This window comes from Lacibacter sp., assembly GCF_057361365.1.
Window position 1 is genome coordinate 324,224 of sequence record NZ_JBMQSG010000022.1, and the last position, 26,538, is coordinate 350,761.

The window sequence follows — 26,538 nt, forward strand, 5'->3', positions numbered from 1 at the left end:
AACATTTGTTATTTCAGGAAGTATAAACGCAAATAATGCTCTTCCCGTTCCCTCATCTTCTTAATTTGTTGTGAAGACTTATCTCCATAGCCTGTTAGATGGAGGCATCCGTGAAAAATAACCCGATGTAGTTCCTCCTTAAATGAAGTTTTAGTCAGCCGGGAATTGTCTCTTATCCGATCAATACTAATATATAACTCTGCTTGAATTGCATCGTCCCTTTCATTAATTGGAAACGTGATGATATCGGTATAATAGTCGTGTTGAAGAAAATCTCTATTGATTTGCAAGAGAGCTTCATCCGTGCAGAAAATAACATTTACATATTCAAGCCGACACCCTTCTTTCAAAAACAGCTGAACCAGGAAATCCTTTAATCTGCGCCGATCGGCAAATGAAAACTTTACGTCCTGGTAAAAAAAATTAACAGCGGCTTTCTGCATAACATCAAAATTCGGAAAAGTTTGACTTCAGGAACCAATACTTTTGCATCTGAATATGAAAAGATTATCTGAATTGCAACCGGGGCAAAAGGCCGTCATAATATCTTTTGAAAATGACGAAATTTTTCTCAAGTTGATGGAAATGGGATGTGTACCTGGTGAGGAAGTGTCTATGGAGATGCAGGCCCCTCTCGGCGATCCGATTAGCATAAAAGTGGCGGGTTATAGATTAAGTTTACGAATTGAAGAAGCCGAAAGCATCGTGGTTAATCCACTTAACTAATTATAAATCAATTGTTTAATGCAAATAGGATTGTACTTTGGTTCTTTTAATCCTGTTCATACAGGGCATCTTATTATCGCTCAACATATTCTTAACGAATCTGATCTTTCCCAAGTTTGGTTTATAGTATCTCCCCAAAACCCCTTTAAGCAACAAAAACAACTCTTAAATGAGTATGACCGATTACATCTTGTAAACCTTGCTATTCAAAAAAGTCCGTTGCTTAAAGCTGTAGACATAGAATTTCGATTACCGAAACCATCTTACACCATTACTACTCTCACGTATTTAAAAGAAAAATATCCCCAGCACTCGTTTTCCATCATCATGGGAAGTGATAGCTTGCAAAACCTGGAGAAATGGAAAAACGCTGAACACATCATGCAAAACTTTCCCATCTACGTTTATACAAGGCCCGGCTTCACCGTTGCCAATCATCAGGTTAAAGAATTGCACACATTAAATGCTCCTCTCCTGGAAATTTCGGCTACACATATCCGTGAGTTGATTGTCCGTGGAAAATCTATTCGTTTTCTTGTTCCCGATGTTGTGGCAGACGAAATAGAATCCGCAGGTTATTACAAGCTAAAAAATCCATCCTAGCAGCAAACACACTACTGCAATAATTGGAGGTGGAATTTTCGAAATTGACAGAAGGATTGTTGTAGAAAAGATAACAATCAGGTTTAAATAACTGATCGCATTCATTTCAAGGATAGAAATATCTCTTGCCACGTAAAAGGCAGAAGCTGCCATTAACCCCACAGTAGCAGCATTAATTCCCTCAAGTGATCTATAGACAACTGCATATTTTTTCAAATTGTTCCAGATCGGGAAAAAAAACAAGACCAATAATAAACTCGGAAGAAATATCGCCACTGCGCCGATGATTGTACCAACCACCTGACTTTCTTTTCCAAGATCACGCATGGCCATTCCCCCGGTGTACGATGCCATTGAAAAAACGGGACCAGGAATCCCTTGTACAAAACCTGCACCAGTCAACAGTTCTTCACCCGTCATGTATTGTGTTTTTTCCCTTATCACATATTGCTCGTACATCATTGGAACAAGCACCTGTCCTCCACCAAAAACCAAACTTCCAAAACGGTAAAAATTTTCAAAGAGATTGAATGCCCTCCTGTTTTCCCATTGTTGTTTTCGTGCTGTTTCACTCAGAAACCCGGCAAGCACAAAAACGAGAGCAAACATCCAGATATTTCGCCATTTTATTTTTTTACGAACCACCTCATGTTGTGGAATCCGTTGCTTATGAAAATTGGTAACAACACCAGCAAAAGCAAGAATTATCGGAAACACCCACGGTGTTTTAATAAACAGGTATACCGCTATTGCGGCCACGATCATGATAACCCGGGTAATTGTACTTGTGACCGCTGTTTTATAAGCATTCCATGTAGCATAAATAAGGAAGCCCACCGCCATGGGTTGAAGAAATTTGAATATATCGGTATGTAGCGCCCGCTTGTCGAGGTAATGCACAAAAAAAGACAAAGATCCCATAATAAAGCACGCAGGAAAAATCCAGATAAACAAGGTCATCACAGCTAAGGGCAGACCTCCTCTTTTGTATCCAATTAAAGTAATGGTTTGTGTAGAGCTGGCGCCGGGCAAGAGTTGACAAAAAGAAATAATTTCAGTGAGTTCGTGCTCAGTTACATCACGGCGCTTCTTTACAAAAATTTTCATCAACATCCCGATATGACCTTGCGGGCCGCCGAAAGCGGTAAGCGTATAAATTAGTACCGCTTTTAAAAAAGGGATGTGTCGGATAAATTTCAGGTCGAAGGATTTAATGTGTTATTTCTTTAAACCAATTTCCCGTAAACGTTCATCAAGATATTCACCCGCCGTGGCATCAGGATAATGTTTCGGGTTCTCGTTATCAATGCAACTATCCAAACAGGCCAAAGACATGTTGCCTTTAGGGTGAAGAAAAAAAGGAATAGAAAACCTTGATGTATGCCACAATTCTCTTGGAGGATTAACAACACGATGAGTTGTTGACCGTAATTTATTATTTGTGAGACGTTGCAACATGTCACCTACATTGACAACAATCTGCTCCGGTAACGATGTTACGCCCACCCAATCATTTTGTTTGGTTAGTATTTGCAGGCCATCGGCAGATGCGCCAACCAACAATGTAATCAGATTTATGTCTTCATGTTGCTCGGCCCTTATTGCACTCTTCGGTTCGTTCGTAATCGGTGGATAATGTATTGCCCTTAATATCGAGTTTCCGTTTCGCACCCAACTATCAAAATAAAATTCATCAAGTCCAAGGTACAAAGCGATGGCTTGCAATAATTTTTTTCCCGACTCCTCAAAGGAACGATATGCACTGTGAAAAGTAGGATTGAATGCAGGAATTTCTGAAACCTTCACATTCTCCGGGTATTCCTCAGGCACATATTCCTCTCCTTCTGCTTTTTGTCCATATTGAAAAAACTCCTTCAAATCGGGAGCATCACTACCTTTTGCATGTTCCTTTCCAAAAGATGTGTATCCACGTTGACCCGCCAATTCCGGGATTTCATATTCTCTTTTCTTTTCAAGGGGAAGAGAAAAAAATTGCTGCACATATTTATATAGATCAGCAATCAGATGATCGGGAACGCCATGGTTCTTTACAGCAACAAAACCAACTTCTTCATACGCCTTCCCTAGCTCGTTAACGAACTTCTGTTTCAAAACCGGGTCACCACTTGTAAATTCGGCAAGATCAACTACTGGAATTGTCATAATTAAAGTTTTTAATTATAAAGTATTGGTGTATTTCAATTAGGTTTGGTTTGCAAAAATTACAAAATTGATTGAATCAACGAAAGGTTTTTTCCTTGTATTAATTTTCACCCAGTTTTTATTCACTGCGTGCAAGCCATCCTTCCTCTCACATATTCAGGAATACGAAAAAGAATTTACCAATGCCGACAGCATTCCTGATTATTCACAACTGCGATTCTGGGCTGCTCACCCATTCAAAAAAGATCCTTCCGATAGTATACCAAAACCATTACTGACAGAACGCAGAGATAGTTCAGCAGATGTGTTCTTTATTCATCCCACGACATTAACATCAAAAGAATTAGCTGGCACTGTTTGGAATGCACAGTTAAACGATGCTTATCTAAATACAAAAACGGATTATGGGTCTATACTTTACCAGGCAACCGTCTTTAATGGAAGTTGTCGTGTGTTTGCACCTAGATACCGACAAGCACATATCTATTCCTTTTTCTCAATTGATTCTCCTCAGTCAAAAGCCGCTTTGGAACTTGCGTATGCTGATGTGAAAAAAGCGTTTTCTTATTATCTCGCAAACCACAATAACAACAGGCCCATCATTATTGCGTCGCACAGCCAGGGAACCTATCATGCAGGAAAGCTGTTAGAAGAATTTTTTGAAAACAAGCCCCTAAATAACAGGCTTGTTTGTGCATACATAATTGGTTTGGGAGTGCCTGAAAATTATTTTTCAGTTTTGCAGCCCTGCCAAACACCTACACACACGAATTGTTTTGCTACATGGCGCACATTTCGGGAAGGATATATTCCTGACTATGTGCAAATAGAAAAGGGACAAATCAAATCAACAAATCCATTGACCTGGTCGCAGTCTGATTCAGCTGTTTCAAGAAAAGAAAACAAAGGAGCTGTCTTATTTAAGTTTAATAAACAATACAAACATACAAATGGCGCAAGAATTCATGAGGGAGTTGTATGGACAAACAGACCTAGATTTTTCTACGGCATTTTTATGCGAACGAAAAATTATCATGCAGGTGACATAAATCTCTTCTATTATTCAATACGGAAAAATGTGAGAGAAAGAATTGATGCGTATCGAAATTCCAACAGCCTTTAAAGCAGTTATTCCAATGACTATAACCCGACAGCTGCAAATTGTAATACTGGTTGCCTTTATAATTCGTCTTCTTCTATTCTATTTCTTTCCACTTCATATGACCGATTATATGCTGATAAATTCAGCAGCGCAAAATCTCATAGATGGGCATGGAATGGGTTTTATCAAATCAACATCCGAGGATTTGTCAAACTTCTATTTTGAGGGATTACGTTTGTGGCCCCCCTTGGTGACCTCCCTTACAGCACTCTTTTTAAAACTTACTGGCGGGCACCCCGCAACAGAATTTTTAATGATGACGCTCGTTCTTGTTGCGCTTGTATCGATACTCTACTTGCTCTGTAAAGAAATTGGCTTAAAACCCGTTTACATCATATATATTTTTATCGTACTCGCCCTTAATCCGGAATTAATCAAACGGCCCGGCTTTAGCGACCTAACAGCTGCTTTTTTTTCCATATGGGCAACATTCTTCATGGTAAAACAGCTAAACAATCACAACTTTGTCGGAGCCTCTCGAGTCTTATTGGGCTCATTCATATTTTTTTTACCTTCTGCCTTTCGTTATCAATATTATCCTATTAGCCTCTTTTACCCCTTATATTTAGTTGCATCAGCATTGTATCTTAAAGACAAAAATCTATTAAAGCGCTCGACACTATCGGTATTCCTGGTTCTTCTATTCATATTTATCCAAGAGGCGTTCCTTTCTGTTTACACAGCTCAACCAATTAATCAAGCCGTTGCTATGGACAAAACAGGCTTTTTCCCTTTTAACCTTCAAAATACCTATCCTTTCTTTTTTAAAGCATTTATCAATATTTCATATATAGAAAACACCTGGAAAGATATTATTTATCCGTCCCGGTTTTATTATTTCACCTTTTCTGCAACCTGTCTCATTGTCTTTGTGACTTTCGCTTTGCGAATATTGCTTTCTACTCTACGAAATCAAAAAAAACAGGAAAATCAACAGCAGCAAAGAAAAACCCTCTCTGTCCTTTCATTCATACCATTATTACTACTACCTGTTTTGATTTTAGTAGCATTATCATTAACCCACAATAGTCGCTCAGGAGCACCAAATGGGTGGACTTATGTTAATGAAGGGAGATATTATATTTTACCGAGCCTATTATTATTATTGCTTATGTTCTGGACGGTGCAGAAAATATGGCCAACCGTGTCCATTACTTTTAAGACAACATTTAAAACATTGTTTATCATTATAATGATTTATAACCTCGGTCTTACGTTGAAATTTGGTTACAACGTAATAACTAACAATATTCCAGACAAAGAATTAAGTAACAGACTTGACAGGGCTGCAGTATATAACTATCTCTGTACCTTATCCAAAGATGAAATGCCTACCGTGGTAACTTATAGCGAACCCTATTTTTCGTTTTTTCCTTATCTCAAAAACGTAGCAATTACAAACAAAATTGACCAGATCACTGATGTTAAGTTAAAAACTAGGAAAAAAACACGTTTACTTATCATCTGTCAAAAAGAAAAGTCAGAACAAGAAGCAGCCTTTTTGCAAAGCTATAATGCCACACCTATTCTTTACAGACCAAACTGTATTATCTATTCCACTATCATCAATCCTGAATAGTCTATAAACAGCACCGTCTTATTTATCTTTATCATCTAATATGAGCAGCTCCGCAATATTTATCATTATTCCATCCTTTAATGAAGAAGCTGTACTTCGCTCCACTATAGAACAGCTTTTATATAAAGGCTATAATCTAATCGTTGTAGATGATGGCTCACAAAATAACCAGTCAAAATTTATTGCCGAGCTTCCCATTACTTTTATTCGTCATCAACAAAATCTTGGACAAGGCGCAGCACTTGAAACGGGAACGCAATATGCTTTAGGAAAAGGTGCCGACTACATTGTGCATTTTGATGCAGATGGTCAGCATAATTCGCACGACATTGAACATTTACTCCAGCCAATTTTAAATAACAAAGCTGATATTGTCTTTGGTTCCCGCTTTCTCTCAAAACAGTCATCATTACCTTTCGCCCGTTCTATTCTCCTTACCTGTGCCCGTTACGTAAATTTTATTTTTACAGGACTTTTACTTACAGATGCACATAACGGCTTGAGGGCCTTTAATAGAAAAGCAGCAGAAGTAATTCGCATTACAGAAAACGGAATGGCGCATGCATCTGAAATATTATTGTTGGTTAAAAAACACAAGCTAAAATTTACAGAAGCGCCTGTTGACGTGCAGTATACAAATTACTCAAAAGCAAAAGGTCAATCGGCCTGGAACAGCGTTCGTATCCTTTTCGATTTACTTTTACATAAACTATTGCGATGACACCCATACAATTCATACTCATCATCGGATTCCTCTTTACGGGATTATTTTACTTTGTTCGTCTACGTAACCGAATTGCAGATGTATTGCTGCTCTTTATTCTGGTAACTGCAGCCGTATTATTCATTCTATTCCCCGATTGGACAAGTGTGTTGGCTAAAAAGCTCGGAGTTGGCCGTGGTACCGATTTGGTGCTATACATCGGTATTGTGCTGTTCTACTTTGTAATATTGAAATTATATGCACGTATGCGCAAGCTGGAACAGCAGATCACTGAACTGATCAGAAAACAGGCCATAGATGAAACTGAAAATCTATTGAAGAAATAATTTACTTAATCACAAACGTTTCAAGCTTGGTCTGTGTATCAACATTCACTGCAAGCAAATCAAATTTCACTCGAACCTTATTTGCAATCATTCCTACATTTTTTGCAAACAAATACCAAATATCATTTTGCTGAAAAGGAAAGCCTATGTCTGGATTCACTTTGATTCGAATACAATCTTTAAAAGTATTTCCATTAAATGAAGTATCAAACTTATTACTAACTATCGTATAAGTTACATTTACAGTAGCTGGGTTTCCGCTAACCGTAACATTCTTTGTTTCACTCCAGCTCGCACCTGCACTCAGGTTATCCTTTAAATATAAAAGTTCAACTTGATTCGTTAAGGACGCCAACGACGATATCCTTGAATAATCATTCCCAACCTTTACATAATATTCATTTGCGCCAGCAGAATTTGTAAACACTCTGAATGTTTTGCCATTTGAAATACTGTCTTTTGAGGTAGCTTTAAGTGTATAAGTCCCATTTGCAGAACCGGAAGCAGTTGTCCCAGTTGTAGTATAATTCCATTCACTGCCAGTAGTAGTTGGCTGATAAGTAGAAGCAGGTGTGGGATCAGGAGTTGATGGCTTCTTACAATTACCGGCAGTAAGAACAATAAACAGTATCGTACAGATAAAAAGCGTTTTTTGCATGGTTCAGGTTTTGTATAAAGATAATAAAACGCCTTTGAGCGCTGCTTGTTGCTTAAAACTCACAGTTCTTCGGCGTACGAGGGAAAGCGATCACATCACGGATGTTACCCATACCTGTTACAAATTGCACCATGCGCTCGAAACCTAACCCAAAACCTGCATGTGGCACTGTACCAAACCTACGTGTATCGAGATACCACCATAATTCTTCAGCAGGCACATGCATTTCTTCCATACGCTTCATGAGCTTATCCATGCGCTCTTCACGTTGTGAACCACCAACAATTTCACCAATGCCCGGTGCAAGAATATCCATGGCGGCAACCGTTTCTTTTCCTGGTTCGCAACCATCATCATGTCGCATATAAAATGCCTTAATAGCGGCAGGGTAATTTGTAACGATAACAGGTTTTTTAAAATGCTTTTCAACGAGGTAGCGCTCGTGTTCACTCTGCATATCAATACCCCACTTCACTTCGTATTGAAACTTCTTCTTTTTATATGCAGGTGATTGTAATAATATATCGATCGCCTGGGTGTAAGTAATACGCTCGAAATCGTTGTTAAGTACAAACTCAAGTTTTTCGATCAAACCAAATTCACTGCGCTTGTCTTGTGGCAATTGCTTTTCTTCATCGGCCAAACGTTGTGCAAGAAACTCAAGGTCTTCCCTGTTATTTTCCATTGCATAACGAATGATGTATTTGATAAACTCTTCTGCAAGATTCATGTTGTCTTCCAGATCACAGAAAGCCATTTCTGGTTCTATCATCCAGAACTCAGCAAGATGGCGGGCTGTATTTGAATTCTCTGCACGGAAGGTTGGACCAAATGTATAGATCTCACCAAACGCTGTTGCGCCCAATTCACCTTCAAGCTGCCCACTTACAGTTAAGTTTGAAGAGCGTCCAAAGAAATCTTCTTTGAAATTTACGGTACCATCTTCATTACGTGGAGGATTATCAAAAGGCAATGTTGTTACACGAAACATTTCACCTGCACCTTCTGCATCACTTGCAGTAACGATCGGTGTATGCAGGTAAACAAACCCCTTTTCATTATAGAATTTATGCACTGCAAATGCTAATGCATGACGAAGACGAAATACCGAACCAAATGTATTGGTGCGAAAACGTAGGTGTGCTATCTCACGCAAAAATTCAAGACTATGCTTCTTGGGTTGAAGCGGATATTTTTCAGCATCACTGTCTCCCAGTATTTCCAAAATGCTTGCCTTCACTTCCAGGATCTGACCTTTGCCCAATGAAGGAATGACTATTCCTGTTACTTTCAATGATGCAGATGTGGTAATTCTTTTCAGCAATTCATCATCAAACTTGCCCAACTCAAGCACCACCTGCAGGTTGTTATTAGTGCTGCCATCATTCAACGCAATAAACTGGTTATTGCGAAACGTACGCACCCAACCCATAACCGTTACTTCCTGTTGCTGTGGTTCCTGGCTAAGCAATTCTTTGATTTTAACCCTTTTGTTAAACATAAACGCTGAAATTTTGAGCGGCAAAGATAATTATTGACCATCACTAAGCTTTCATTTTCTGTCGTATGACTCACATTCTGATTTTTGTTAAAAGAAACTGCGCCTGTAATTTTTTTTCCTTTTTTCTGATTTTCCCGTAACATTGCATTGGATTCCGACTGATATTTACAAATCCGATCTTCCAAAAGCTCATCAAATTCGGTCGCTCCAGGTTCCCTTAACTTATTTCAATACATACTTTCAGATCTAAAAAAAAGTCCAAGACTTTACCATTCCGTGTTAATGAATTAATCTTTTATGTACGACATTCTCCAATTGAACGATATGCTCGTTCCTGAGTTGCTGGACGTGGCCGAACAATTAAAAATTGCTGGTGCTAAAAAACTCGATAAGCAACAACTCATTTATAAAATACTCGATAATCAAGCTGTTATGGCAAGTGAAAACAAAGGCACAGACGAAAAAAAGCGCAAACGTATTGTAAAGACAACTACCGCCTCAGGCACAGAAGAAGCAGTTGTTGAAAGTGGCGATAAAGATGTTGCACCAAAAACCCGTAAAAAGAAAGAAGAAGCTCCGGCAGCTGCGCCAAAAAAAGTGCTTAAAAAAGCTGAAATCCCTCAACCTATTATACCACCAGGTTTTACCTTGCCAGGTGAAGATGATTTTGTAGCCGGTCCGCCAGAGATGGAATTAGGCGAGCAGTTAGCAGAATCAAACCAAGAAGCTGAAAATCCTCAACCGAATGAGCGCCCCCAAACGCATCAACAACAACGACAATTTCCGAATAAACGTGAACAGGCTTTCAACATTGAGTTTGATGGTGTAATACAAGGTGAAGGTGTATTGGAAATGATGCCCGATGGATATGGCTTCCTCCGCAGCAGTGATTACAACTACCTGTCGAGCCCCGATGATGTTTATGTTTCTCCGTCTCAAATAAAATTATTTGGATTAAAAACCGGCGATACGGTTTATGGTTCCGTTCGTCCTCCAAAAGAAGGTGAAAAATATTTTGCTTTATTAAAAGTTGATACGATCAACGGAAAGCGTCCTGATGAAGTGCGTGACCGTGTTCCATTTGATTATCTCACACCGTTGTTTCCATACGAGAAATTAAATCTTTCTACTACTTCTAACAACTACAGCACACGTATCATGGATCTGTTTACCCCAATTGGTAAAGGCCAGCGTGGATTGATTGTTGCCCAGCCAAAAACTGGTAAAACAATGTTGTTGAAAGAACTTGCAAATGCGATTGCGGAAAATCATCCCGAATGTTACTTGATGATCGTATTGGTTGATGAACGTCCTGAAGAGGTAACCGATATGGAGCGTAGTGTAAAAGCAGAAGTTATTGCCAGCACATTTGATGAACCTGCAGAAAAACACGTGAAGGTTAGTACCATCGCTTTACAAAAAGCAAAACGTTTGGTTGAGTGCGGTCATGATGTAATTATTCTCCTGGATTCTATTACACGTTTGGCACGTGCACACAATACAGTTGCGCCATCAAGTGGTAAAGTATTGAGTGGTGGTGTTGAAGCAAATGCAATGCAAAAGCCAAAACAATTCTTTGGTGCTGCACGTAAAATTGAAAATGGCGGATCGTTGACCATCATTGCAACAGCACTTGTTGATACAGGTAGTAAAATGGATGAGGTGATCTTTGAAGAATTTAAAGGAACAGGTAACATGGAATTGGCTCTTGATCGTAAACTTGCCAACAGACGTGTGTTCCCTGCAATTGATATCGTTGCTTCAAGTACTCGTCGTGATGATCTATTGCTCGATAAAGACACATCAAAACGTATGTGGGTGTTGCGCAAACATTTGGCCGATATGAATACGGAAGAAGCCATCAATACGTTATTACAACACATGCGTGGTACAAAGGATAACAACGAGTTCCTCATCAGCATGAATGGTTGATAACTTTAAAACACTTATTATGAAATACTTTTTTCTTTCAGCATTATTATTTGCAATGATCGGTTGCGGCGATTCGCAGCGATCAGATAATGAAAAACAAAGCAGTGAATCGAAGATTGAGATCAAAGGCGATTCTGGTGAAATAAAGATCAGCGAAGAAGGTATCTCTATTAAAGGAGATGATTCCGGAAGTATAAAGATCAATTCTACCGATGGTATTAAGATTGAAGGGAAGGATGGAAAAGTTGAGCTTAAAGCCGGAGATGGTGGAAAGATAAAAGTGGAGAAGAAGGGAAAAGAAGTAAATATCCAGATCAAAGAAAACTAAACATACCAAAGTCCTGTAGAAAACTGCAGGACTTTTTACTTTGTACTATGCTTCAAAACTTCGGTAATATCAGCAGGGCATTCGGCATGCTTGCATTTCTTGTGATGTGCTACGCCTGGTTTTTTACCAGCAACCTGCAACTCTTTCAAACTGCCAAACAACTTACAATAGTCTTCTTCTGTATTTCTCTTTTGCTTTGGCTTATCTCCATTGTTGTGGCCAGGCGAAATAAATAAATTAGCGTGTTGTAGTTATGGCTCTCCAAAAAATAAATATCGACGAGTTTTTATCTCTTGCTACTACTTACCCGGTGTTGGACGTACGCAGCCCGGGAGAGTATAAGCATGCACATATTCCTGGAGCACATTCATTTCCCTTGTTCTCTGATGAAGAACGTAAAGTGGTAGGCACTGCTTACAAACAACAAAGCAGAGAGGAGGCAATCAAGATCGGTCTTGCCTATTTTGGCATGAAGATGCGGGGCATGGTGGAAGAAGCAGAAACAATAATTGCCAATTGGCAAAAAGCAAGAGGCAAGGATTTGCCTGTTGATAATTGCATATTGGTTCACTGCTGGCGTGGAGGCATGCGCAGCGGAGGCGTTGCCTGGCTTCTGGATCTTTACGGATTTAAAGTGTATACACTTGCTGGTGGATATAAATCGTTCCGCAGATGGGCGCTTGAACAGTTTGAACAAACTTATTCCTTTCGCATACTGGCAGGTTTTACGGGCTCGGGAAAAACGCCATTGCTGGAGAAACTCGGAAAAAGCGGTGAGAATATAATTGACCTTGAAGGGTTGGCACATCACAAAGGTTCGGCTTTCGGCAATTTGGGTATGCCGCAACAACCATCGCAGGAGCAGTTTGAAAACAAGCTGGCACTTGCCCTATCAGCTGCACGAAAAAAGGCTGATCCAATTTGGCTTGAGGACGAAAGTCAGCGTATTGGCGATGTAAATACTCCCATCAACATCTGGAAACAAATGCGCACATCACAGGTATATTTTATTGATATCCCTTTTGAAGAGCGCCTGCAACATATTGTAGCTGAATACGGAAAACATGAGCGTGAGCGACTTGTAAATGCCATCATTCGCATTAAAAAGAGGCTGGGAGGGTTAGAAACCAAGGAAGCGATCAATGCACTTGTTGAAGACCGTGTGGAAGATTGTTTTCGTATCTTACTCACCTATTACGACAAGTGGTATTCAAAGGGTTTGCATAATAGAGAGGGCCTTGAGGCGTTATTAATAAAGATACCCTGCGAAACCGTACAGGAATCCAATATTAAACAACTTTTACAGCTGCAGGCTTAGCTCAAAAACCAGGTCATGAAAAACTTTTTACTTCTTTTCCTTTTTTGCTTCTTTTCATTCTTTGGCAAATCGCAAGTTGTAACGGGCGTGTACAAAGGAAAGATGGTTTCCGATAGTTTAAAATACACGGTTGATTTTGAACTTACACTTAAAGAAAAAAACGGCGAACTGTATGGTTACTGTCAGCGCCTGTTTTTGATCGACGATGTATTGTACTATAATCTCGTAAAAGTAAAAGCCAGGATAAAAGACAACGTGTTGATCGTTGAAGATGAAAAATCCGTTTCCAACAATTTCAAAGAAAAAACAAAGGGCATTAAAACTGTTTATATGTTCAATGTTCAAGACATTGTTGATACAGCATCCGTCTTACATGGAGAATGGAGTACATCGGCGTGGCGAAATAATTATGCATTGCCGGGTTCATTGATTGTAAACAGGGAACGTAATTACTTAGCAACACAATTATACAAACGACTGGAAGAAAAGCAGCTCTCAAAAGAAATGTTGTTTGATGAAGCTAAACCTGTGTATGTATCAACACCGACAAAACCGCAACCGACAGATGTGGTTACAAATCAGCCGAACAACAAGCCAACAGTTAATACAACAACGCAAAATAAACCAGAAGTAGTAGCAACAAAAGATTCCTCTGCGAATGCTGTCGTTGTTACTAAGCCGCAGGAAACAAAACCCAAGCCCAATGATGTTGCAGTAAATCAAAACACAACAACGATTTCTCCTCAGAACAAACCTGTAGTTACAACACCGAAGGATACAGTAAACAAAACTTCTGTTGCCGTAAATAATCCGCAGTCGTCAACCACTAAACCGGTTCAAAACTCAGCAACTGGAAATACAGCAAAAGATACGGTGAATAAAACCTCTGTTGCTGTGAACAACCCACAACAACAAACCACAAAACCAACTACTGCAGCAGCCAATCAGCCAATTAACAATAAACCACCAGTGGTTACACCAACCCAAAACCAGGCTATCGCAAACAATACAAACAAACCAAACAACACTGCTAACAACAGCGTTGTAACACAGCAGCAGAATAAACCTGTACCAACAAAAGACAGTATCACTAAAACATCGGTCGCAACTAATAACCCCCAGCAACCAACAACAAAACCACAACAGCAACCAGTTACAACAAACAAGCAAACTGTAACGCCACCAACACAAAACCAGTCAGCTGCTGCTAGCAATAACAAACCTGCAACAACGACTCCACAACCAACCGGCTCAGTTGCTTCTAATAATAAACCAACCTCCAACACTGGTACAACAAATAATCCGCCACAGAATTCAACAGCGGCCACAACTAAACCCGCAGAACAAAAACCAACCACACCTGTTGTAACAAATCCCGTTACAACCAATCCAAGTCAATCTGGAATTTCAACAATAGGCAATGTTGCAACGGGCAACGTTACCGACAAACCACAAGTTGGAGATGGCAAACCACCCGTTATCAACAACCCTGTAATTGTAAAACGCCAGGTTGAAATTATTGAGGCACTTGAAGTATCTGAAGACAGTGTAGTGTTATCACTGTATGACAATGGTGAAATAGATGGCGATACCGTGAGTGTGTTCCTGAATAATGAACTTATTGTACCGAAGGTTGGCATTAAAGCAAGCGCATACAAAAAAACGATTGCTGTCAAAAAAGGAGAGGTGATTCAGCTAACACTTTTCGCAGAAAACCTCGGAAGCATTCCACCAAATACCGGTTTGCTGATTGTTACTACCGGCAATGAACGTTACCTGGTGAATTTTACTTCAACGCTTAATAAGAGTTCTTCCATTGTGTTGAAACGAAAAGAATAACAGCATAATAGCAATTGAATCTTTTTCTTTGTAGTATGAAATTCGCTCTTGCAATCGGCCTGCTCTGCTGCACTCTTTTTTCATCGGCGCAAAATATTGCTGGCCTATGGCGTGGGCGATTCACAAGTGATCATCCGTTACAACAGGGTACTGACTACAAATATGAATTACTCCTCTTCCAGGAAGGGAATTCAATCACAGGTTATTCTTATTCCACACTTGTAAATGGTGAATACTATGCAGTTTGTGAAGTAACCGGCAATCTATTTGATGGCTACATGGTTATTACCGAAAGAAAAACTATTTACCAAAATCCGCCGGGGCCAGGCGGTGTGATGCAAACACATATTCTCTTTTTGAATTCAGAATTGAAAGAAACAAGCGGGGAGTGGAAGCAGGCAAATAAACGACAGACGCAATTGTTTGAAGAAAGCGGAAAAACTTTTTTGAAAAGAGAAGAAGATCCATCGAAGTCGGGTTTATTAAAAGTGTTGAATGAAAAAGGTGCCGTGCAAATGGAAAATTCTTCAGCTCCTAAACAAGAACATTTACTCAATAACGACTCCGTTAAACTTGCATCAAGAACAGTTGAAATTGTAAAAGCAATCGAGACAGATGCTGATTCTGTTTTAATTGAATTGTATGATGATGGCTTAATTGATGGCGACAGTGTTTCCGTTTTTAATAACAATCATGTTTTACTGAATAGCATTGGTCTCACCACAAAGGGCATTAAACAAACCCTTGCAGTTCCGGGAACGCAGGAAGGTTTACTGCTAACATTGTTTGCAGAAAACCAGGGAACTATTCCGCCAAACACGGGTGTGTTGGTTGTAAAAACAGGAGGCATGGTTTACGAGATCAGGTTTAAATCAGATAACAAGAAAAGTGCTGCGGTTCGCATTACAAAAAAGTAACAGGATCTGGTTTACATTTGCGCATGCATTCAGAAACGATAAGACTCACTAAATTTTCACGTGGTGCCGGTTGCGGATGCAAGATTGCACCTGCAGTACTTGAACAAATACTTCAATCTTCATTATCAACCCTAACCGATAAAAATTTGCTGGTTGGCAACAGCAGTAAAGATGATGCAGCAGTATATGATCTTGGCAACGGAATGGCCATGATCTCAACAACCGATTTCTTTATGCCCATTGTTGATGATGCATTCAGCTTTGGCCAAATAGCATCAGCAAATGCTATCAGTGATGTATATGCCATGGGTGGAAAACCATTACTCGCCATTGCCATACTCGGCTGGCCCGTTGAAAAATTACATGCTGCTATTGCCCAACAGGTATTAGATGGTGCACGCACAATTTGTAGTGAAGCAGGCATTACTTTAGCTGGTGGGCACAGCATTGATTCACCGGAGCCATTTTTTGGTCTGGCAGTAAGTGGAATGATTCAGGTATCACATCTCAAGCAAAACAACACTGCCCAGGAAGGAAACGTATTGCTGCTAACAAAACCAATTGGCGTGGGCGTGCTTAGTACCGCTGAAAAAAGAGATGCGTTGAAGGAAGAACACAAAGGAATTGCTTCAACACAAATGAAACAACTGAATAATGTTGGTGAACTACTTGGTAAACTTGATGCTGTTACTGCCATGACCGATGTAACAGGTTTTGGTTTGCTCGGTCATTTAATTGAAATGTGCGAAGGCTCTGGCGTTTCTGCAGAGTTATCTTATCAACACATACCATTCATTGCAGCAGCAAAGGAATATGCTGCCCAACGTATAGTGCCTGATGCTACTTACCGTAACTGGAATAGTTATAGCAACAAAGTTGGCTTTGGTTCGGGTGTAAATGTGATGGAAGCGTTTAATCTTTTACCCGATCCGCAAACCAACGGAGGATTATTAATTGCTGTAAAAGAAAAACAGCTAAATGAAGTGCAGAAAGTTCTTGCTTCAAATAACCTGGCTGTGTTTACACAGCCCATTGGTCGAATTATACCGAAAGCAGACAAGGTTGTGCAGGTTTTAGCCTAGCGTATTGCAATAACAGCACCCGATGATTATATTAGTTGCCTGTAAACAACTTAAACCAACTTTATTATGGACGCAAAAACGATAGCCTGGGTAAGCTATCTTACCATTATTGGCTGGATCATCGCCTTTGTTTCTTACGGCAACTTAAATCCTAAAACATCACTTGCTACATTTCATTTACGACAAAGCCTTGGAATCATTTTATTGGGTGTAGCATGTTCAATTCTTTTCAGAATGCTATTTTGGGGCTTTGCATTTATTGGCTTTTTATCGCCGATTGTGTGGATACTTCTTGTTGTACTTTGGGTGCTGGGTTTGCTGGGGGCTATTAATGGAGAAGAAAAACCAGTGCCGGTGTTAGGCCCTTTGTTTCAGCAATGGTTCCAGTTTATTAAATAAGAATTTGTAATTCGTAAAACGATCTATAAAAGCTTGTCGATGCGTTCGGCGAGCTTTTTATCTTTTGCGGTCACCACGTCGCCGGCATCGTGTGTACTGAGCCAAACTTCAACTTTATTCCACACATTGGTCCAGAGCGGATGATGATTCATCTTCTCTGCTTCCATTGCTACACGTGTCATAAACGCAAAGGCTTCTGAGAAATCTGCAAATTCAAATTTGCGATAGAGCTTATTGTCTGTTTCTGTCCACATATGCTTTCAATTGAACGAGGTTATAAAATAAGGTGTTGCTTGTTCTTTATTTTTTCGTTGGTTAACTCAACCACCAGTTGCACACCGGGAATACTTCTTATATCACTAATCAACTTTTTCTCATCTTCTGCTCCCGGTAAATCGCCTTTTGTTAACCACAAATAATCAAGATGCTTAAACTCCGGGAGTAAGTATTCTCCATCAAATTGATTTTTATAGAGATAATACTCCAGTACCATATTCGGTTCTTTGTATTCGAATACAGAAAAATAATATTGCCTGTTCTTCTTTGCTAATTGAATTTCAATATCATCATTCAACCTGAAATCGAAACGCATTGATTGGTTTACCTGCCATACAAACTTCTGGCTCTCCATAGGAGCCATTACACCAAGCAGAAGCGTGTCTTCAAAAAATTCTTCTGCCAGCAGTTCGTTATCGATTTTGAGTTTCATGTAACCGAAGCGCTATAATCTTCTATTAAAATACGATATCAAATTCAAGTTCATCAATTCCACGCTTCACTTTCACCTTCGTTGCGTCGCCCTTTTTAAATTTACTTAATACCTGCATATAAGCTTCAACAGAGCTCACATTAAATTCTCCAAGCTTCGTTACAACATCACCTGCTTTTAATCCTGCCTTCTGTGCGGCACGGCCTTCACTCACACCATCCACTTTTACACCATTTCCGCTAAATGTATAATCGGGCATAATTCCCATACTAACTGTAAAACGGGCAGATGTGGTTGTTTGCTGCTCCCTTGTTTTTGTAAACGCCAACTTTGGTTCCTTGCTGCTTCGGGCTACTAAACGTGTGATATATTTTACAACCAATAACTGGCCATTGTAATTGATCTTATCAAAGTCATCACTCGGCTTATGATAGTCAGTATGCAAGCCTGTAAAGAAAAATAAAACAGGAATATCCTTCCTGTAAAAAGAAGTGTGATCGCTGGGACCTGTGCCGCTGCTGTCAATCTTAATCGAGAAGACAGGTTTCTTTTCATTGATGAGCGTACTCCATGTAGGTGACGTGCCAATGCCTCCAACAGTAATTGTTTTTGCTGTATCGTTAAAACGGCCAACCATATCCATGTTGATCATGTAGTTTACCGTGTTTAAAGAAATAGTAGGATGATCAGTAAAATACTTTGATCCATATAAACCCAACTCCTCGCCGCTGAATGCAATAAAAAGATAGTTGTTGGTTTTAATACCTTCTGTTTTTAATAATCGGCTTAGCTCAAGCAAGGCAGCTGTGCCGCTTGCATTATCATCAGCGCCATTATGTATAGCTGCGGCACCGGTGTTTCTTGAATTATTATCTTCTCCATAACCTAAGTGATCGTAGTGTGCACCAATGATGATGGTGTTTGCAGCATTGTTATTGATGTAACCAACAACATTATGCCCTTTCCTGATCTTATCGCCTTGCTCCACCTTAAGTTTAATATCCTGCATAGCCGATGGATCAGCAGATAATTTATCTGCAATACGCTTGTTCAGCCAAATAACAGGAATGGTTGATAAAGCAGATCGGTCCTTTACATCATATTTCAAACCCGTTTCTTTACTGCCGCTGTTGAAAAGGATCAAGGCTGTGGCTCCTTTTTGCACCGCATCTTTTTCTTTTGTACGGATTGCGTTCACTAAATCGAAATGCGGATTGTTTTCATTCTCGGCAAGCAACTCTTTGATGTCCCAAAACCAGGCGCCACCATTTTCATGCAAACTTGGGGAAGCCATTGCTTCTGTTTTTCCATTGGCACTCCAACTGAATGGAAAGAAGTCTTTATCAACCTTTAGATGTTCGTCGTTAATAATAAAAAAGCTTGATGGCAATATTTGCTTTCCTTCATTTATTTCAAATGGCTGAAGGAACCCGTTCTCGCCTTTTGCTTCAATTCCGTTTTGCTCAAATTGCTGAACAATGTATTTGTATGCAAGTTCTTCGCCTTTTGTTCCGGTTCTTCTTCCTTCCAGTTTATCATCGGCCAAAAAACTTGTGTGGTTGCGAAGATTAGTCAAGCTCAACTTATCAGCTTTACTTTGCTTTTGCGCAAATGAACCAGCAGTAACCAAAACAAATAACAAGAGCGAAAGCACGTTTTTCATGTAGTAAAATAATTATGGGGTCAAAGGTAAAAGATGCAAGCCATCCGTGTAAGGTTGCTCAGAAATTTAAACAGCATTTCACAAGGCATGCTAATCTTTCCAACTTCGTAAATGGCTCAATCTTTTTGCACCTACCTTTGCAGCTGCTTTCATGACCACAAACAAAATTCATATTGCATTAGTTGGCAACCCCAACAGCGGCAAAACCTCGTTGTTTAACAGCCTCACCGGTCTTAACCAGAAAGTGGGCAATTTTCCCGGCGTTACAGTTGATAAAAAAACAGGCGAGCTGAATTTAAGCAATGGATTTAACGCAGAATTGATCGATCTCCCCGGGTCTTACAGCCTCTATCCCCGCCGTGCAGATGAATGGGTGAGCTACCGGGTGCTGATGAACCAGGACGAAGAGGTGAAAGCAGATGTGGTATTGATTGTAGCCGATGCCAGTACATTAAAGCGCAACCTTCTTTTTGTATCGCAGATCATTGATCTGAAAATTCCTGCCGTGCTGGCACTTACCATGATGGATGTCGCCCGTAAAAAAGACATCATCATCGATCTGAAAGGTTTAGAGCGTGAGTTGGGTATTCCCGTTGTTCCGGTAAACCCGAGGAAGAATAAAGGAATCGACATCCTGAAAAAAACGGTGGAAGCAACTGCACGACATCAATACCGCCCGCCGGCTTTCGATTTCATTCCAAATAAAAACCTGGCCGCTGAAGCCGTAGGCGAAGTAAAAGAGATCTTACCCCATCTCAGTGATTATGCCGCCATTCATCACCTCATTAATCATGAATCGTTTTTGTTGAGTGCAGACATGCAGAACAAGATCGAAAGCATTGAACAACGAAACAAAGTTCAGCATACACGCATCCAGGCCGAAGAGATCATGCAGCGTTACCAGCGCATAAAGCAAATTGTTCAAACAAGCATTACCGAAGAGTCGCCTGTAAAAAAACAATTGATTGCAGAAAAACTCGATCGTGTATTGTTACACCGGTTCTGGGGTTATGCCATTTTACTTTCGGTACTTTTTCTTTTGTTCCAAAGTATTTTCTGGGTAGCATCATACCCAATGGATATTATTGAATTGTTTTTCCTGAAAGCTTCAAACTGGTTTAGTAGTTGGCTACCGGCTACATGGCTTACCGATCTGTTTATTAACGGTGTGCTGGCGGGATTAAGTGGCATTTTTGTTTTTGTTCCGCAGATCATGATCTTGTTTGGTTTGATTACTATCCTTGAAGAAACTGGTTACATGGCACGTATTGGTTTTCTCACCGATAAGATCATGCGTAAGGTTGGATTGAATGGAAAAAGTGTGATGCCAATGATCAGTGGCTTTGCGTGTGCAGTGCCAGCCATAATGAGTGTGCGCAACATTGAAAATCAAAAAGAGCGTCTACTAACCATATTGGTAACGCCACTTATGAGTTGCAGCGCACGTTTACCCGTGTACACTATTCTTATTGCATTGGTGATTCCTAAAACATATTATCTAGGCTTTTTGAGTTTGCAAGGGTTAGTGATGATGGGGTTATATGTATTTAGTGTAGTAATTGCATTAGTAGTTGCGTACGTGGCCAAGCGTTTTATTAACCTGAAAGAGAAGAGTTTCTTTATTCTCGAATTGCCTTTGTATCGTCATCCACGTTATAAGAATGTTGCCATCACCATGATCGAAAAGGCAAAAATATTTGTGTTTGACGCCGGTAAAATTATCATGGTCATTAGTCTTTTATTGTGGGCGTTGAGTTCTTACGGTCCGGGTAACAGAATTGAAAAAGTAAATACGGAATATGCTCAACGTATTCAGGCAAATCCCACGCAAGCCGAAACTTTAGAAAAAGAAAAGCAAACGGCCTTACTTCAAAATTCATACGCCGGTGTAATGGGTCAATACATTGAACCGGTTATTAAACCACTTGGGTATGATTGGAAAATTGGTATTGCGCTAATCACTTCATTTGCCGCACGTGAAGTATTTGTGGGAACAATGGCCACGCTTTATTCTGTTGATAGTGATGGTGCCGATGAACAAACGCTTCGTCAGAAAATGCATGCTGCTGTAAAAGCCGATGGAACAAAAGTGTATACGCTTGCAACAGGTGTTTCGCTAATGATCTTTTATTTGTTGGCCATGCAATGTATGAGTACGCTTGCAATTGTAAAACGGGAAACCAGGAGTTGGAAATGGCCCATCATACAGTTGACGTATATGACAGGCCTTGCTTATATTTTAAGTTTGATTGCTTACCAGCTATTGAAATAATTCGGGTTGCTGAACTTACGCAACGCATAACTCCTAACTACTTTTCCTACCAACTTACGGTGCTTCGTATCCTGCTTACAAGATTGCTGTAAATACGTTGCATCATTTCAGCCATAGCTTCTTCTTTTGTTGGTATGCGTTGATTGCTGCCACGATTGATAAGCGCAACGTCGCCGCTTTCCAATGCACGCTTGTCACCACTGTATTCAGCGTATTCATAAACATAACGATATTCGGATGGTAACTGATCCCATTTAATTTGATTGCGACTCACAGCATCGGTAATGATCACATTCATATCGGCATCAGCGTTCAAAATTCGTTTTGTTACACGCACTGTTGCTGTTACTGTTGAATAGATAGGGCGACCGGAAGTATCTTTTCCTGTTTCCACCTGTTTGCTACGGTTATAATTGCGTGATTGATCAAGCGGCTGATCAAAACGAAGATTACGCCAAACAAGGTCTACCACAAGATCAGGGCCAGCATTCATGCTACGCAACTGGTATTCATCAAAAAAACGTGCAGGGTTTGTTGTTGAATTTTGTCCGCCGAGATCACGAATAATATTTGCCTGGTGTTGACGATCACGTGAACCGTATTGATTCCAACCCCAGTTATTGCCTCCCATGCCAAACTGATCATATTGAATCTGGTTGATGAGTACGTTTACAACACTACGGTCGAATGCTTCTTTCATTTGAAGTTTGGTGTCACGATAGTTGGGAACATATTGCTGTGCACGTTGAAATGCGTAGTAAGCTTCTTTGTTGTTTTCTCTTGTATTTAAGTTCAGTTGTTCAACACCTAATTGGTAGTAATCGGCAGCAGCAGAATCCTTTGTTGAAACAAGACGGGGATAAACGTTTGCCGGTTTTAATAATCGAACAGCGTATGCACTCTGGCTAATAGTTTCGTACATACGGTGAAGTCCTTCCAGTTCAGGAATGATCTTATTCCATTTTTCAGGAGCAGCATCGTATTGATAATTATTGAGGCGCTGCATTGACTTGGTGTAAGCATTGTTATACACCTGTTGCAGATCGGCCACGATCTTATCATCTGCACCTTTTTTATTTAACCGGGAAATGAGAGTCGAGAGATCTTTTTCATCGCTATAACTTGCAGAACGGCTTCCCCTGCAAGCAGAAAATAGGATGGCAATAAAAACAATGGGTAAAATTTGTTTCATATGTGGATGGTTTTTCTATTTACATTCAAAATAAATACCGTCTCTTGCGTTCAGGTAATGTTTAACAAATATATACGGATATTAAAATTCTATCTTAGGTTCAAAGTATCGCCACAATAACGAAGAAAGCTTGCGGGTTAGTGTCCATGCTTCGTTGTTTCTGTTCCAGCTCTCATCCTTATTATTTTTAGTAATAATACATACCACATAGGGATGATGGGGGGCGTTCACCAACATCACTTCGCTTCGGCTGGCGTTTACTGCACCATTCTTACTAAATACTTCTACTGTTGGTGGAATGGATGATAACCCTTCTTCATCCCAATAATTTCGCCCCAACAAACGCATCATGGCAATGCAGCTACTATCGTTAAAGATTTCCTTTTTATAAATACGCTCAAATATATTCGCCATTTCAAAGGGAGTAGTTTGTCCCCAACCATACATCGTTCTGTTTTCTTCCCGGCCTGGGGTTCGTGAATTAACTCTTGTGTTTTTATAACCAAGCTCCTGTAATAGTTCATTGATGCGGGTGCCTGTGCCAGCTAAACTCTGCAACCACAAGCTGGCAGTATTATCACTGGTGGTAAGCATAAGCATCATCACCTTCGAAAGATCTATGGCCTCATTGCTTTTGTATGAACCAAGTATATCGACACCTGCATAAAGCAGTGAATCTTTGTAAACAAGCGATTGATGATAGTTCAATTCTCCCTTGTTGATTTTATCCATAATACCGATGAGTATCGGCACCTTCACCATGCTTGCAGTTGGAAAAACTGTATCGGCATTTATAGCTACAACTTTCCCGGTCTTTAAACTCTTCACGTAAATTCCAATGTCGCCATTGAAACCTCTGATCGCTTCTTCTATCTTCTTCTTTAACTTATGATCGGTTTTTTGCGCATAGGATATCTGCATTCCTAACAGGAACGAAAAAAGAATAGCAACAACTCGCATATATTTTATTGAACAGATGAGGGATCGAGTTTCCAATCCTTAAAATCCCTGGTATTCCAGGCGGCTGGCCTTGCATGTACGCCGGGCGTAAAGTCGAAGTGCACATAATTCACGCCTTTTGTTTCAAGTAAGTTGAGTGCAGCAAATGAAAGATATTGTTCAGCCCCGGAATTGCCCGCCCTGTCGGTTAGCCAGGTGGCTTCAGGAATTTTTATGTAGAGCGTATCGTTTGATATGCGATCGAATTGCATTTTAATTTCGCTGTACGTTTTGTTTACACCATTTACAAATGCCTGTGGAACTGTAACGGAATCCTTAGGAGCAAATATCTTCTTCTTCTCTCTTGCTTCGGCACTGCAATCCCAAACTATTACAGTATCTGTTACAAACCATTGTTGTGGCGGCTCAGCATCTGCTGCAGCTTTGTTTTCGTTGGAGGCTTCGTTGTTGCAGGCCACAACTAATGCAACAAGACAAAGGGCTAAGAGATATCGAATCATATCTTAAAGCTACATAACACTTGTGAAGATGCGTAATGAATGTTTAAATTCGTTTAAATTTTCATTATGGGTAAACGGAGTTCCTATTTAGACCTGGTATTAAACCCCTTTAACCTCTTACGTACAAAACGTATCCTCAACGTAAATCCCACCGTTACTCCCGAACGTAAAGAACCCGAACACATAAATTTATACGTGTACGATTACGATTTTGAAAATCTCCATCAAGAGAAACTGGCTGAAGCAAAGGATTGCTTTCGCTACAAACATTCAGCCAGTGTAACCTGGATAAATGTGGATGGTATCAGGCGAAAGGATATCGAGGATATTTGTAACCATTTCAATATACATTCATTGGTGTTTGAAGATATAATGAGTATCGGACAGCGACCTAAAATGGATGATATTGATGGTACCATCTTTTGCCTGTTGAACATGCTTTATTTTAATGAAAAAGATGCCGTTGTTGAAACAGAACAAATATCGATTGTGTTTGGTAAACAGTTTGTAATCAGCTTCCAGGAAGATGCTTCACGTGATGTGTTCAATCCACTGCGGGATAAACTTCAATTCAGAAATAACAAGATCAGGCAAAGCGGAACTGATTATTTGTTCTACTCGCTTATTGACATGATCGTTGATAATTATTTTGTGGTAATGGAAAAGTTGAGTGATAAAATAGAAACACTGGAAGAAGATATCATCCGTCATCCAAATAATCGATCATTGGCAAAGATCAATCACCTCAGAAAAGAAATGATCGTATTAAAACGAAATATCACGCCGGTTCGTGATATGGTGAACGGCATTCTTAGAAGCGAAAGTCCATTGATAGAAGAACGAACGGAGAAATACTTTAAAGATATTTACGACCACATTGTTCAGGCAAATGATCTTGCAGAAAACTACCGTGATATGATGATGAACTTGCATGATCTTTACTTAAGCAACGTAAATCTCAAGATGAACGAAGTGATGAAAGTTATGGCCATCGTAACTTGCTTGTTGGCACCTGCAACTGTTATTGGAGGTTTGTTTGGGATGAACTTTGATGTGATTCCGTATGCTCACCATCGGTGGGGGTTTTATATAGCATGCAGCCTGATGATCCTGATTCCACTGGCGATGCTCTATTTTTTCCGTAAACGAGGTTGGTTCTAATTTTCACAACAAAATTTTTGTATGAAATTATTAACTGCATTATTGTTTGCTTTCTCTCTTGTGAATGTGACTGCACAACCTGTAGAGGAAAAGATCAAAGCATTGGGTTTACAATTACCAGCAGCCAGTAAACCAATCGCCAATTATTTAAAGTTTGTACGTTCGGGTAATCTTATTTTTCTCGCCGGACATGGACCAACAAAAGCTGATGGCACAAACATCACTGGTAAAGTTGGAAAGGATCTCTCTATTGAACAAGGTTATGAAGCAGCAAAGATTACAGCATTAAGTCTTATTGCAACATTGAAAGATGCACTTGGTGGCGACTTATCTAAAGTAAAACGAATTGTGAAAGTAAATGGCTATGTTAACTGTTTGCCTGATTTTACAGAACAACCGAAAGTGGTCAATGGCTGCAGCGATTTACTGGTTCAAATTTTTGGAGACAAAGGAAAACATGCAAGAGCAGCCATGGGTATGGTGGCATTGCCTTCGAATATTGCTGTTGAAATTGAAATGATCGTAGAAGTAGAGTAGTACTATTAAAAATGCTCCATGCTTTTGAGCATTTCATATTCTGTTTCGAAACTACGATGTTTGAACCAACCAATAATACCACCACCACCAAGCCAGAAACAAACTTCCATCACTAATAATAACACACCCATTGCAGTAAAATAAAAACCAGTGAATGCCTGGGGATCAAATACAAATTGTAATAGCTTAATAACAAGCATAGATATCAATCCCTCTCTCAACACACCGTGATAGAGAATATATTTCCACTTGGGAATCGTTCTGCGCTTTTCCCATAGCTTCAAAAA

Annotated in this window: 28 protein-coding genes; 16 read left to right on the forward strand and 12 right to left on the reverse strand. The window is 39.8% G+C overall.

Features of this window, described 5'->3' with window-relative positions; translation table 11 throughout:
- Window positions 1-8: 8 nt before the first annotated feature.
- Window positions 9-443: an rRNA maturation RNase YbeY gene (ybeY, locus tag ACO1QW_RS19725; protein WP_486261104.1), complete on the reverse strand. Its 435-nt coding sequence runs from the start codon at window positions 441-443 to the stop codon at window positions 9-11.
- A 55-nt stretch (window positions 444-498) separates the two neighbouring features.
- Between ybeY and ACO1QW_RS19730 the strand changes: the two genes are divergently transcribed.
- Window positions 499-726 carry a FeoA family protein gene (locus ACO1QW_RS19730; RefSeq protein ID WP_486261105.1) on the forward strand — a complete coding sequence of 76 codons (228 nt, stop codon included), beginning with the start codon at window positions 499-501 and terminating at the stop codon, window positions 724-726.
- Between the two features lie 18 nt (window positions 727-744).
- Window positions 745-1,329 carry a nicotinate (nicotinamide) nucleotide adenylyltransferase gene (nadD, locus tag ACO1QW_RS19735; RefSeq protein WP_486261106.1) on the forward strand — a complete coding sequence of 195 codons (585 nt, stop codon included), beginning with the start codon at window positions 745-747 and terminating at the stop codon, window positions 1,327-1,329.
- Here nadD and chrA read toward each other — a convergent pair.
- Both chrA and ACO1QW_RS19745 read right to left on the reverse strand, forming a co-directional pair.
- Complete coding sequence (gene chrA / locus ACO1QW_RS19740) at window positions 1,312-2,544, reverse strand: chromate efflux transporter (RefSeq protein WP_486261614.1); 1,233 nt, start codon at window positions 2,542-2,544, stop codon at window positions 1,312-1,314. The two genes, nadD and chrA, sit on opposite strands and share 18 nt — an antisense overlap.
- A 3-nt stretch (window positions 2,545-2,547) precedes the next feature.
- Entirely contained in the window at window positions 2,548-3,492 is a 945-nt protein-coding gene (locus tag ACO1QW_RS19745) for an isopenicillin N synthase family dioxygenase (protein ID WP_486261107.1), read from the reverse strand.
- A 67-nt stretch (window positions 3,493-3,559) separates the two neighbouring features.
- On the opposite strand from ACO1QW_RS19745, the gene ACO1QW_RS19750 reads away from it, so the two are divergent.
- Genes ACO1QW_RS19750 through ACO1QW_RS19765 form a run of 4 tightly spaced genes read left to right on the forward strand, consistent with a single transcriptional unit; the run spans window position 3,560 to window position 7,283 of the window.
- Window positions 3,560-4,615: a DUF3089 domain-containing protein gene (locus ACO1QW_RS19750; protein WP_486261108.1), complete on the forward strand. Its 1,056-nt coding sequence runs from the start codon at window positions 3,560-3,562 to the stop codon at window positions 4,613-4,615.
- Window positions 4,587-6,233, forward strand: coding sequence for a hypothetical protein (locus ACO1QW_RS19755; protein WP_486261109.1), 1,647 nt, complete (start codon window positions 4,587-4,589; stop codon window positions 6,231-6,233). The genes ACO1QW_RS19750 and ACO1QW_RS19755 overlap by 29 nt, the downstream gene beginning before the upstream one ends.
- A gap of 40 nt (window positions 6,234-6,273) precedes the next feature.
- Window positions 6,274-6,954: a glycosyltransferase family 2 protein gene (locus tag ACO1QW_RS19760; protein ID WP_486261110.1), complete on the forward strand. Its 681-nt coding sequence runs from the start codon at window positions 6,274-6,276 to the stop codon at window positions 6,952-6,954.
- Window positions 6,951-7,283 (forward strand): DUF2304 family protein, encoded by a 333-nt coding sequence (locus ACO1QW_RS19765; protein WP_486261111.1) that lies wholly within the window; start codon window positions 6,951-6,953, stop codon window positions 7,281-7,283. Before ACO1QW_RS19760 ends, ACO1QW_RS19765 begins: the two co-directional genes overlap by 4 nt.
- Window position 7,284: 1 nt before the next feature.
- On the opposite strand, the gene ACO1QW_RS19770 is transcribed toward ACO1QW_RS19765, so the two are convergent.
- The gene (locus ACO1QW_RS19770) at window positions 7,285-7,941 is read right to left on the reverse strand and encodes a hypothetical protein (protein ID WP_486261112.1); all 657 of its coding nucleotides are present in this window, start codon (window positions 7,939-7,941) and stop codon (window positions 7,285-7,287) included.
- 52 nt (window positions 7,942-7,993) lie between these two features.
- Window positions 7,994-9,442 (reverse strand): asparagine--tRNA ligase, encoded by a 1,449-nt coding sequence (asnS, locus tag ACO1QW_RS19775; protein ID WP_486261113.1) that lies wholly within the window; start codon window positions 9,440-9,442, stop codon window positions 7,994-7,996.
- A 297-nt stretch (window positions 9,443-9,739) separates the two neighbouring features.
- Between asnS and rho the strand changes: the two genes are divergently transcribed.
- From rho to ACO1QW_RS19810, 7 genes are all read left to right on the forward strand, one after another.
- Window positions 9,740-11,374, forward strand: a complete 1,635-nt coding sequence (gene rho / locus ACO1QW_RS19780; RefSeq protein WP_486261114.1) for a transcription termination factor Rho — start codon at window positions 9,740-9,742, stop codon at window positions 11,372-11,374.
- Between the two features lie 19 nt (window positions 11,375-11,393).
- The gene (locus ACO1QW_RS19785) at window positions 11,394-11,702 is read left to right on the forward strand and encodes a hypothetical protein (protein ID WP_486261115.1); all 309 of its coding nucleotides are present in this window, start codon (window positions 11,394-11,396) and stop codon (window positions 11,700-11,702) included.
- A gap of 253 nt (window positions 11,703-11,955) precedes the next feature.
- Window positions 11,956-13,020, forward strand: a complete 1,065-nt coding sequence (gene mnmH / locus ACO1QW_RS19790) for a tRNA 2-selenouridine(34) synthase MnmH (protein ID WP_486261116.1) — start codon at window positions 11,956-11,958, stop codon at window positions 13,018-13,020.
- A gap of 15 nt (window positions 13,021-13,035) precedes the next feature.
- Window positions 13,036-14,859 (forward strand): hypothetical protein, encoded by a 1,824-nt coding sequence (locus ACO1QW_RS19795; RefSeq protein ID WP_486261117.1) that lies wholly within the window; start codon window positions 13,036-13,038, stop codon window positions 14,857-14,859.
- 35 nt (window positions 14,860-14,894) lie between these two features.
- Entirely contained in the window at window positions 14,895-15,776 is an 882-nt protein-coding gene (locus ACO1QW_RS19800) for a hypothetical protein (RefSeq protein ID WP_486261118.1), read from the forward strand.
- A 23-nt stretch (window positions 15,777-15,799) separates the two neighbouring features.
- Complete coding sequence (gene selD / locus ACO1QW_RS19805) at window positions 15,800-16,858, forward strand: selenide, water dikinase SelD (RefSeq protein ID WP_486261119.1); 1,059 nt, start codon at window positions 15,800-15,802, stop codon at window positions 16,856-16,858.
- 66 nt (window positions 16,859-16,924) lie between these two features.
- Entirely contained in the window at window positions 16,925-17,257 is a 333-nt protein-coding gene (locus ACO1QW_RS19810; protein WP_486261120.1) for a hypothetical protein, read from the forward strand.
- A 23-nt stretch (window positions 17,258-17,280) separates the two neighbouring features.
- Here ACO1QW_RS19810 and ACO1QW_RS19815 read toward each other — a convergent pair whose 3' ends face one another.
- Genes ACO1QW_RS19815 through ACO1QW_RS19825 form a run of 3 tightly spaced genes read right to left on the reverse strand, consistent with a single transcriptional unit; the run spans window position 17,281 to window position 19,629 of the window.
- Entirely contained in the window at window positions 17,281-17,511 is a 231-nt protein-coding gene (locus ACO1QW_RS19815) for a 4a-hydroxytetrahydrobiopterin dehydratase (RefSeq protein WP_486261121.1), read from the reverse strand.
- A gap of 20 nt (window positions 17,512-17,531) precedes the next feature.
- Window positions 17,532-17,966 carry an IPExxxVDY family protein gene (locus ACO1QW_RS19820; protein WP_486261122.1) on the reverse strand — a complete coding sequence of 145 codons (435 nt, stop codon included), beginning with the start codon at window positions 17,964-17,966 and terminating at the stop codon, window positions 17,532-17,534.
- A 25-nt stretch (window positions 17,967-17,991) separates the two neighbouring features.
- The gene (locus tag ACO1QW_RS19825; RefSeq protein WP_486261123.1) at window positions 17,992-19,629 is read right to left on the reverse strand and encodes a M28 family peptidase; all 1,638 of its coding nucleotides are present in this window, start codon (window positions 19,627-19,629) and stop codon (window positions 17,992-17,994) included.
- A 151-nt stretch (window positions 19,630-19,780) separates the two neighbouring features.
- On the opposite strand from ACO1QW_RS19825, the gene feoB reads away from it, so the two are divergent.
- Window positions 19,781-21,901 (forward strand): ferrous iron transport protein B, encoded by a 2,121-nt coding sequence (feoB, locus tag ACO1QW_RS19830; protein WP_486261124.1) that lies wholly within the window; start codon window positions 19,781-19,783, stop codon window positions 21,899-21,901.
- A 46-nt stretch (window positions 21,902-21,947) separates the two neighbouring features.
- On the opposite strand, the gene ACO1QW_RS19835 is transcribed toward feoB, so the two are convergent.
- The 3 genes from ACO1QW_RS19835 to ACO1QW_RS19845 form a co-directional block, all read right to left on the reverse strand.
- On the reverse strand, window positions 21,948-23,093 hold the full coding sequence (locus ACO1QW_RS19835) for a hypothetical protein (protein ID WP_486261125.1): 1,146 nt from the start codon (window positions 23,091-23,093) through the stop codon (window positions 21,948-21,950).
- A gap of 81 nt (window positions 23,094-23,174) precedes the next feature.
- Complete coding sequence (locus ACO1QW_RS19840) at window positions 23,175-24,053, reverse strand: serine hydrolase (protein ID WP_486261126.1); 879 nt, start codon at window positions 24,051-24,053, stop codon at window positions 23,175-23,177.
- A 5-nt stretch (window positions 24,054-24,058) separates the two neighbouring features.
- Window positions 24,059-24,553 carry a hypothetical protein gene (locus ACO1QW_RS19845; protein WP_486261127.1) on the reverse strand — a complete coding sequence of 165 codons (495 nt, stop codon included), beginning with the start codon at window positions 24,551-24,553 and terminating at the stop codon, window positions 24,059-24,061.
- Between the two features lie 66 nt (window positions 24,554-24,619).
- Here ACO1QW_RS19845 and corA point away from each other — a divergent pair, with 66 nt between their 5' ends.
- Both corA and ACO1QW_RS19855 read left to right on the forward strand, forming a co-directional pair.
- Window positions 24,620-25,714 (forward strand): magnesium/cobalt transporter CorA, encoded by a 1,095-nt coding sequence (gene corA / locus ACO1QW_RS19850; protein ID WP_486261128.1) that lies wholly within the window; start codon window positions 24,620-24,622, stop codon window positions 25,712-25,714.
- Between the two features lie 21 nt (window positions 25,715-25,735).
- Window positions 25,736-26,251: a RidA family protein gene (locus ACO1QW_RS19855; RefSeq protein WP_486261129.1), complete on the forward strand. Its 516-nt coding sequence runs from the start codon at window positions 25,736-25,738 to the stop codon at window positions 26,249-26,251.
- 5 nt (window positions 26,252-26,256) lie between these two features.
- On the opposite strand, the gene ACO1QW_RS19860 is transcribed toward ACO1QW_RS19855, so the two are convergent.
- On the reverse strand, window positions 26,257-26,535 hold the full coding sequence (locus ACO1QW_RS19860; RefSeq protein ID WP_486261130.1) for a hypothetical protein: 279 nt from the start codon (window positions 26,533-26,535) through the stop codon (window positions 26,257-26,259).
- Window positions 26,536-26,538 lie beyond the last annotated feature (3 nt).

Bases quoted from the DNA above. Each gene is read 5' to 3' on its own strand.
- ybeY (WP_486261104.1), bottom strand. From the start codon at position 443: ATGCAGAAAGCCGCTGTTAATTTTTTTTACCAGGACGTAAAGTTTTCA.
- ACO1QW_RS19730 (WP_486261105.1), top strand. From the start codon at position 499: ATGAAAAGATTATCTGAATTGCAACCGGGGCAAAAGGCCGTCATAATA.
- nadD (WP_486261106.1), top strand. From the start codon at position 745: ATGCAAATAGGATTGTACTTTGGTTCTTTTAATCCTGTTCATACAGGG.
- ACO1QW_RS19745 (WP_486261107.1), bottom strand. From the start codon at position 3,492: ATGACAATTCCAGTAGTTGATCTTGCCGAATTTACAAGTGGTGACCCG.
- ACO1QW_RS19755 (WP_486261109.1), top strand. From the start codon at position 4,587: ATGCGTATCGAAATTCCAACAGCCTTTAAAGCAGTTATTCCAATGACT.
- ACO1QW_RS19760 (WP_486261110.1), top strand. From the start codon at position 6,274: ATGAGCAGCTCCGCAATATTTATCATTATTCCATCCTTTAATGAAGAA.
- ACO1QW_RS19765 (WP_486261111.1), top strand. From the start codon at position 6,951: ATGACACCCATACAATTCATACTCATCATCGGATTCCTCTTTACGGGA.
- ACO1QW_RS19770 (WP_486261112.1), bottom strand. From the start codon at position 7,941: ATGCAAAAAACGCTTTTTATCTGTACGATACTGTTTATTGTTCTTACT.
- asnS (WP_486261113.1), bottom strand. From the start codon at position 9,442: ATGTTTAACAAAAGGGTTAAAATCAAAGAATTGCTTAGCCAGGAACCA.
- rho (WP_486261114.1), top strand. From the start codon at position 9,740: ATGTACGACATTCTCCAATTGAACGATATGCTCGTTCCTGAGTTGCTG.
- ACO1QW_RS19785 (WP_486261115.1), top strand. From the start codon at position 11,394: ATGAAATACTTTTTTCTTTCAGCATTATTATTTGCAATGATCGGTTGC.
- mnmH (WP_486261116.1), top strand. From the start codon at position 11,956: ATGGCTCTCCAAAAAATAAATATCGACGAGTTTTTATCTCTTGCTACT.
- ACO1QW_RS19795 (WP_486261117.1), top strand. From the start codon at position 13,036: ATGAAAAACTTTTTACTTCTTTTCCTTTTTTGCTTCTTTTCATTCTTT.
- ACO1QW_RS19800 (WP_486261118.1), top strand. From the start codon at position 14,895: ATGAAATTCGCTCTTGCAATCGGCCTGCTCTGCTGCACTCTTTTTTCA.
- selD (WP_486261119.1), top strand. From the start codon at position 15,800: ATGCATTCAGAAACGATAAGACTCACTAAATTTTCACGTGGTGCCGGT.
- ACO1QW_RS19810 (WP_486261120.1), top strand. From the start codon at position 16,925: ATGGACGCAAAAACGATAGCCTGGGTAAGCTATCTTACCATTATTGGC.
- ACO1QW_RS19815 (WP_486261121.1), bottom strand. From the start codon at position 17,511: ATGTGGACAGAAACAGACAATAAGCTCTATCGCAAATTTGAATTTGCA.
- ACO1QW_RS19820 (WP_486261122.1), bottom strand. From the start codon at position 17,966: ATGAAACTCAAAATCGATAACGAACTGCTGGCAGAAGAATTTTTTGAA.
- ACO1QW_RS19825 (WP_486261123.1), bottom strand. From the start codon at position 19,629: ATGAAAAACGTGCTTTCGCTCTTGTTATTTGTTTTGGTTACTGCTGGT.
- feoB (WP_486261124.1), top strand. From the start codon at position 19,781: ATGACCACAAACAAAATTCATATTGCATTAGTTGGCAACCCCAACAGC.
- ACO1QW_RS19835 (WP_486261125.1), bottom strand. From the start codon at position 23,093: ATGAAACAAATTTTACCCATTGTTTTTATTGCCATCCTATTTTCTGCT.
- ACO1QW_RS19840 (WP_486261126.1), bottom strand. From the start codon at position 24,053: ATGCGAGTTGTTGCTATTCTTTTTTCGTTCCTGTTAGGAATGCAGATA.
- ACO1QW_RS19845 (WP_486261127.1), bottom strand. From the start codon at position 24,553: ATGATTCGATATCTCTTAGCCCTTTGTCTTGTTGCATTAGTTGTGGCC.
- corA (WP_486261128.1), top strand. From the start codon at position 24,620: ATGGGTAAACGGAGTTCCTATTTAGACCTGGTATTAAACCCCTTTAAC.
- ACO1QW_RS19855 (WP_486261129.1), top strand. From the start codon at position 25,736: ATGAAATTATTAACTGCATTATTGTTTGCTTTCTCTCTTGTGAATGTG.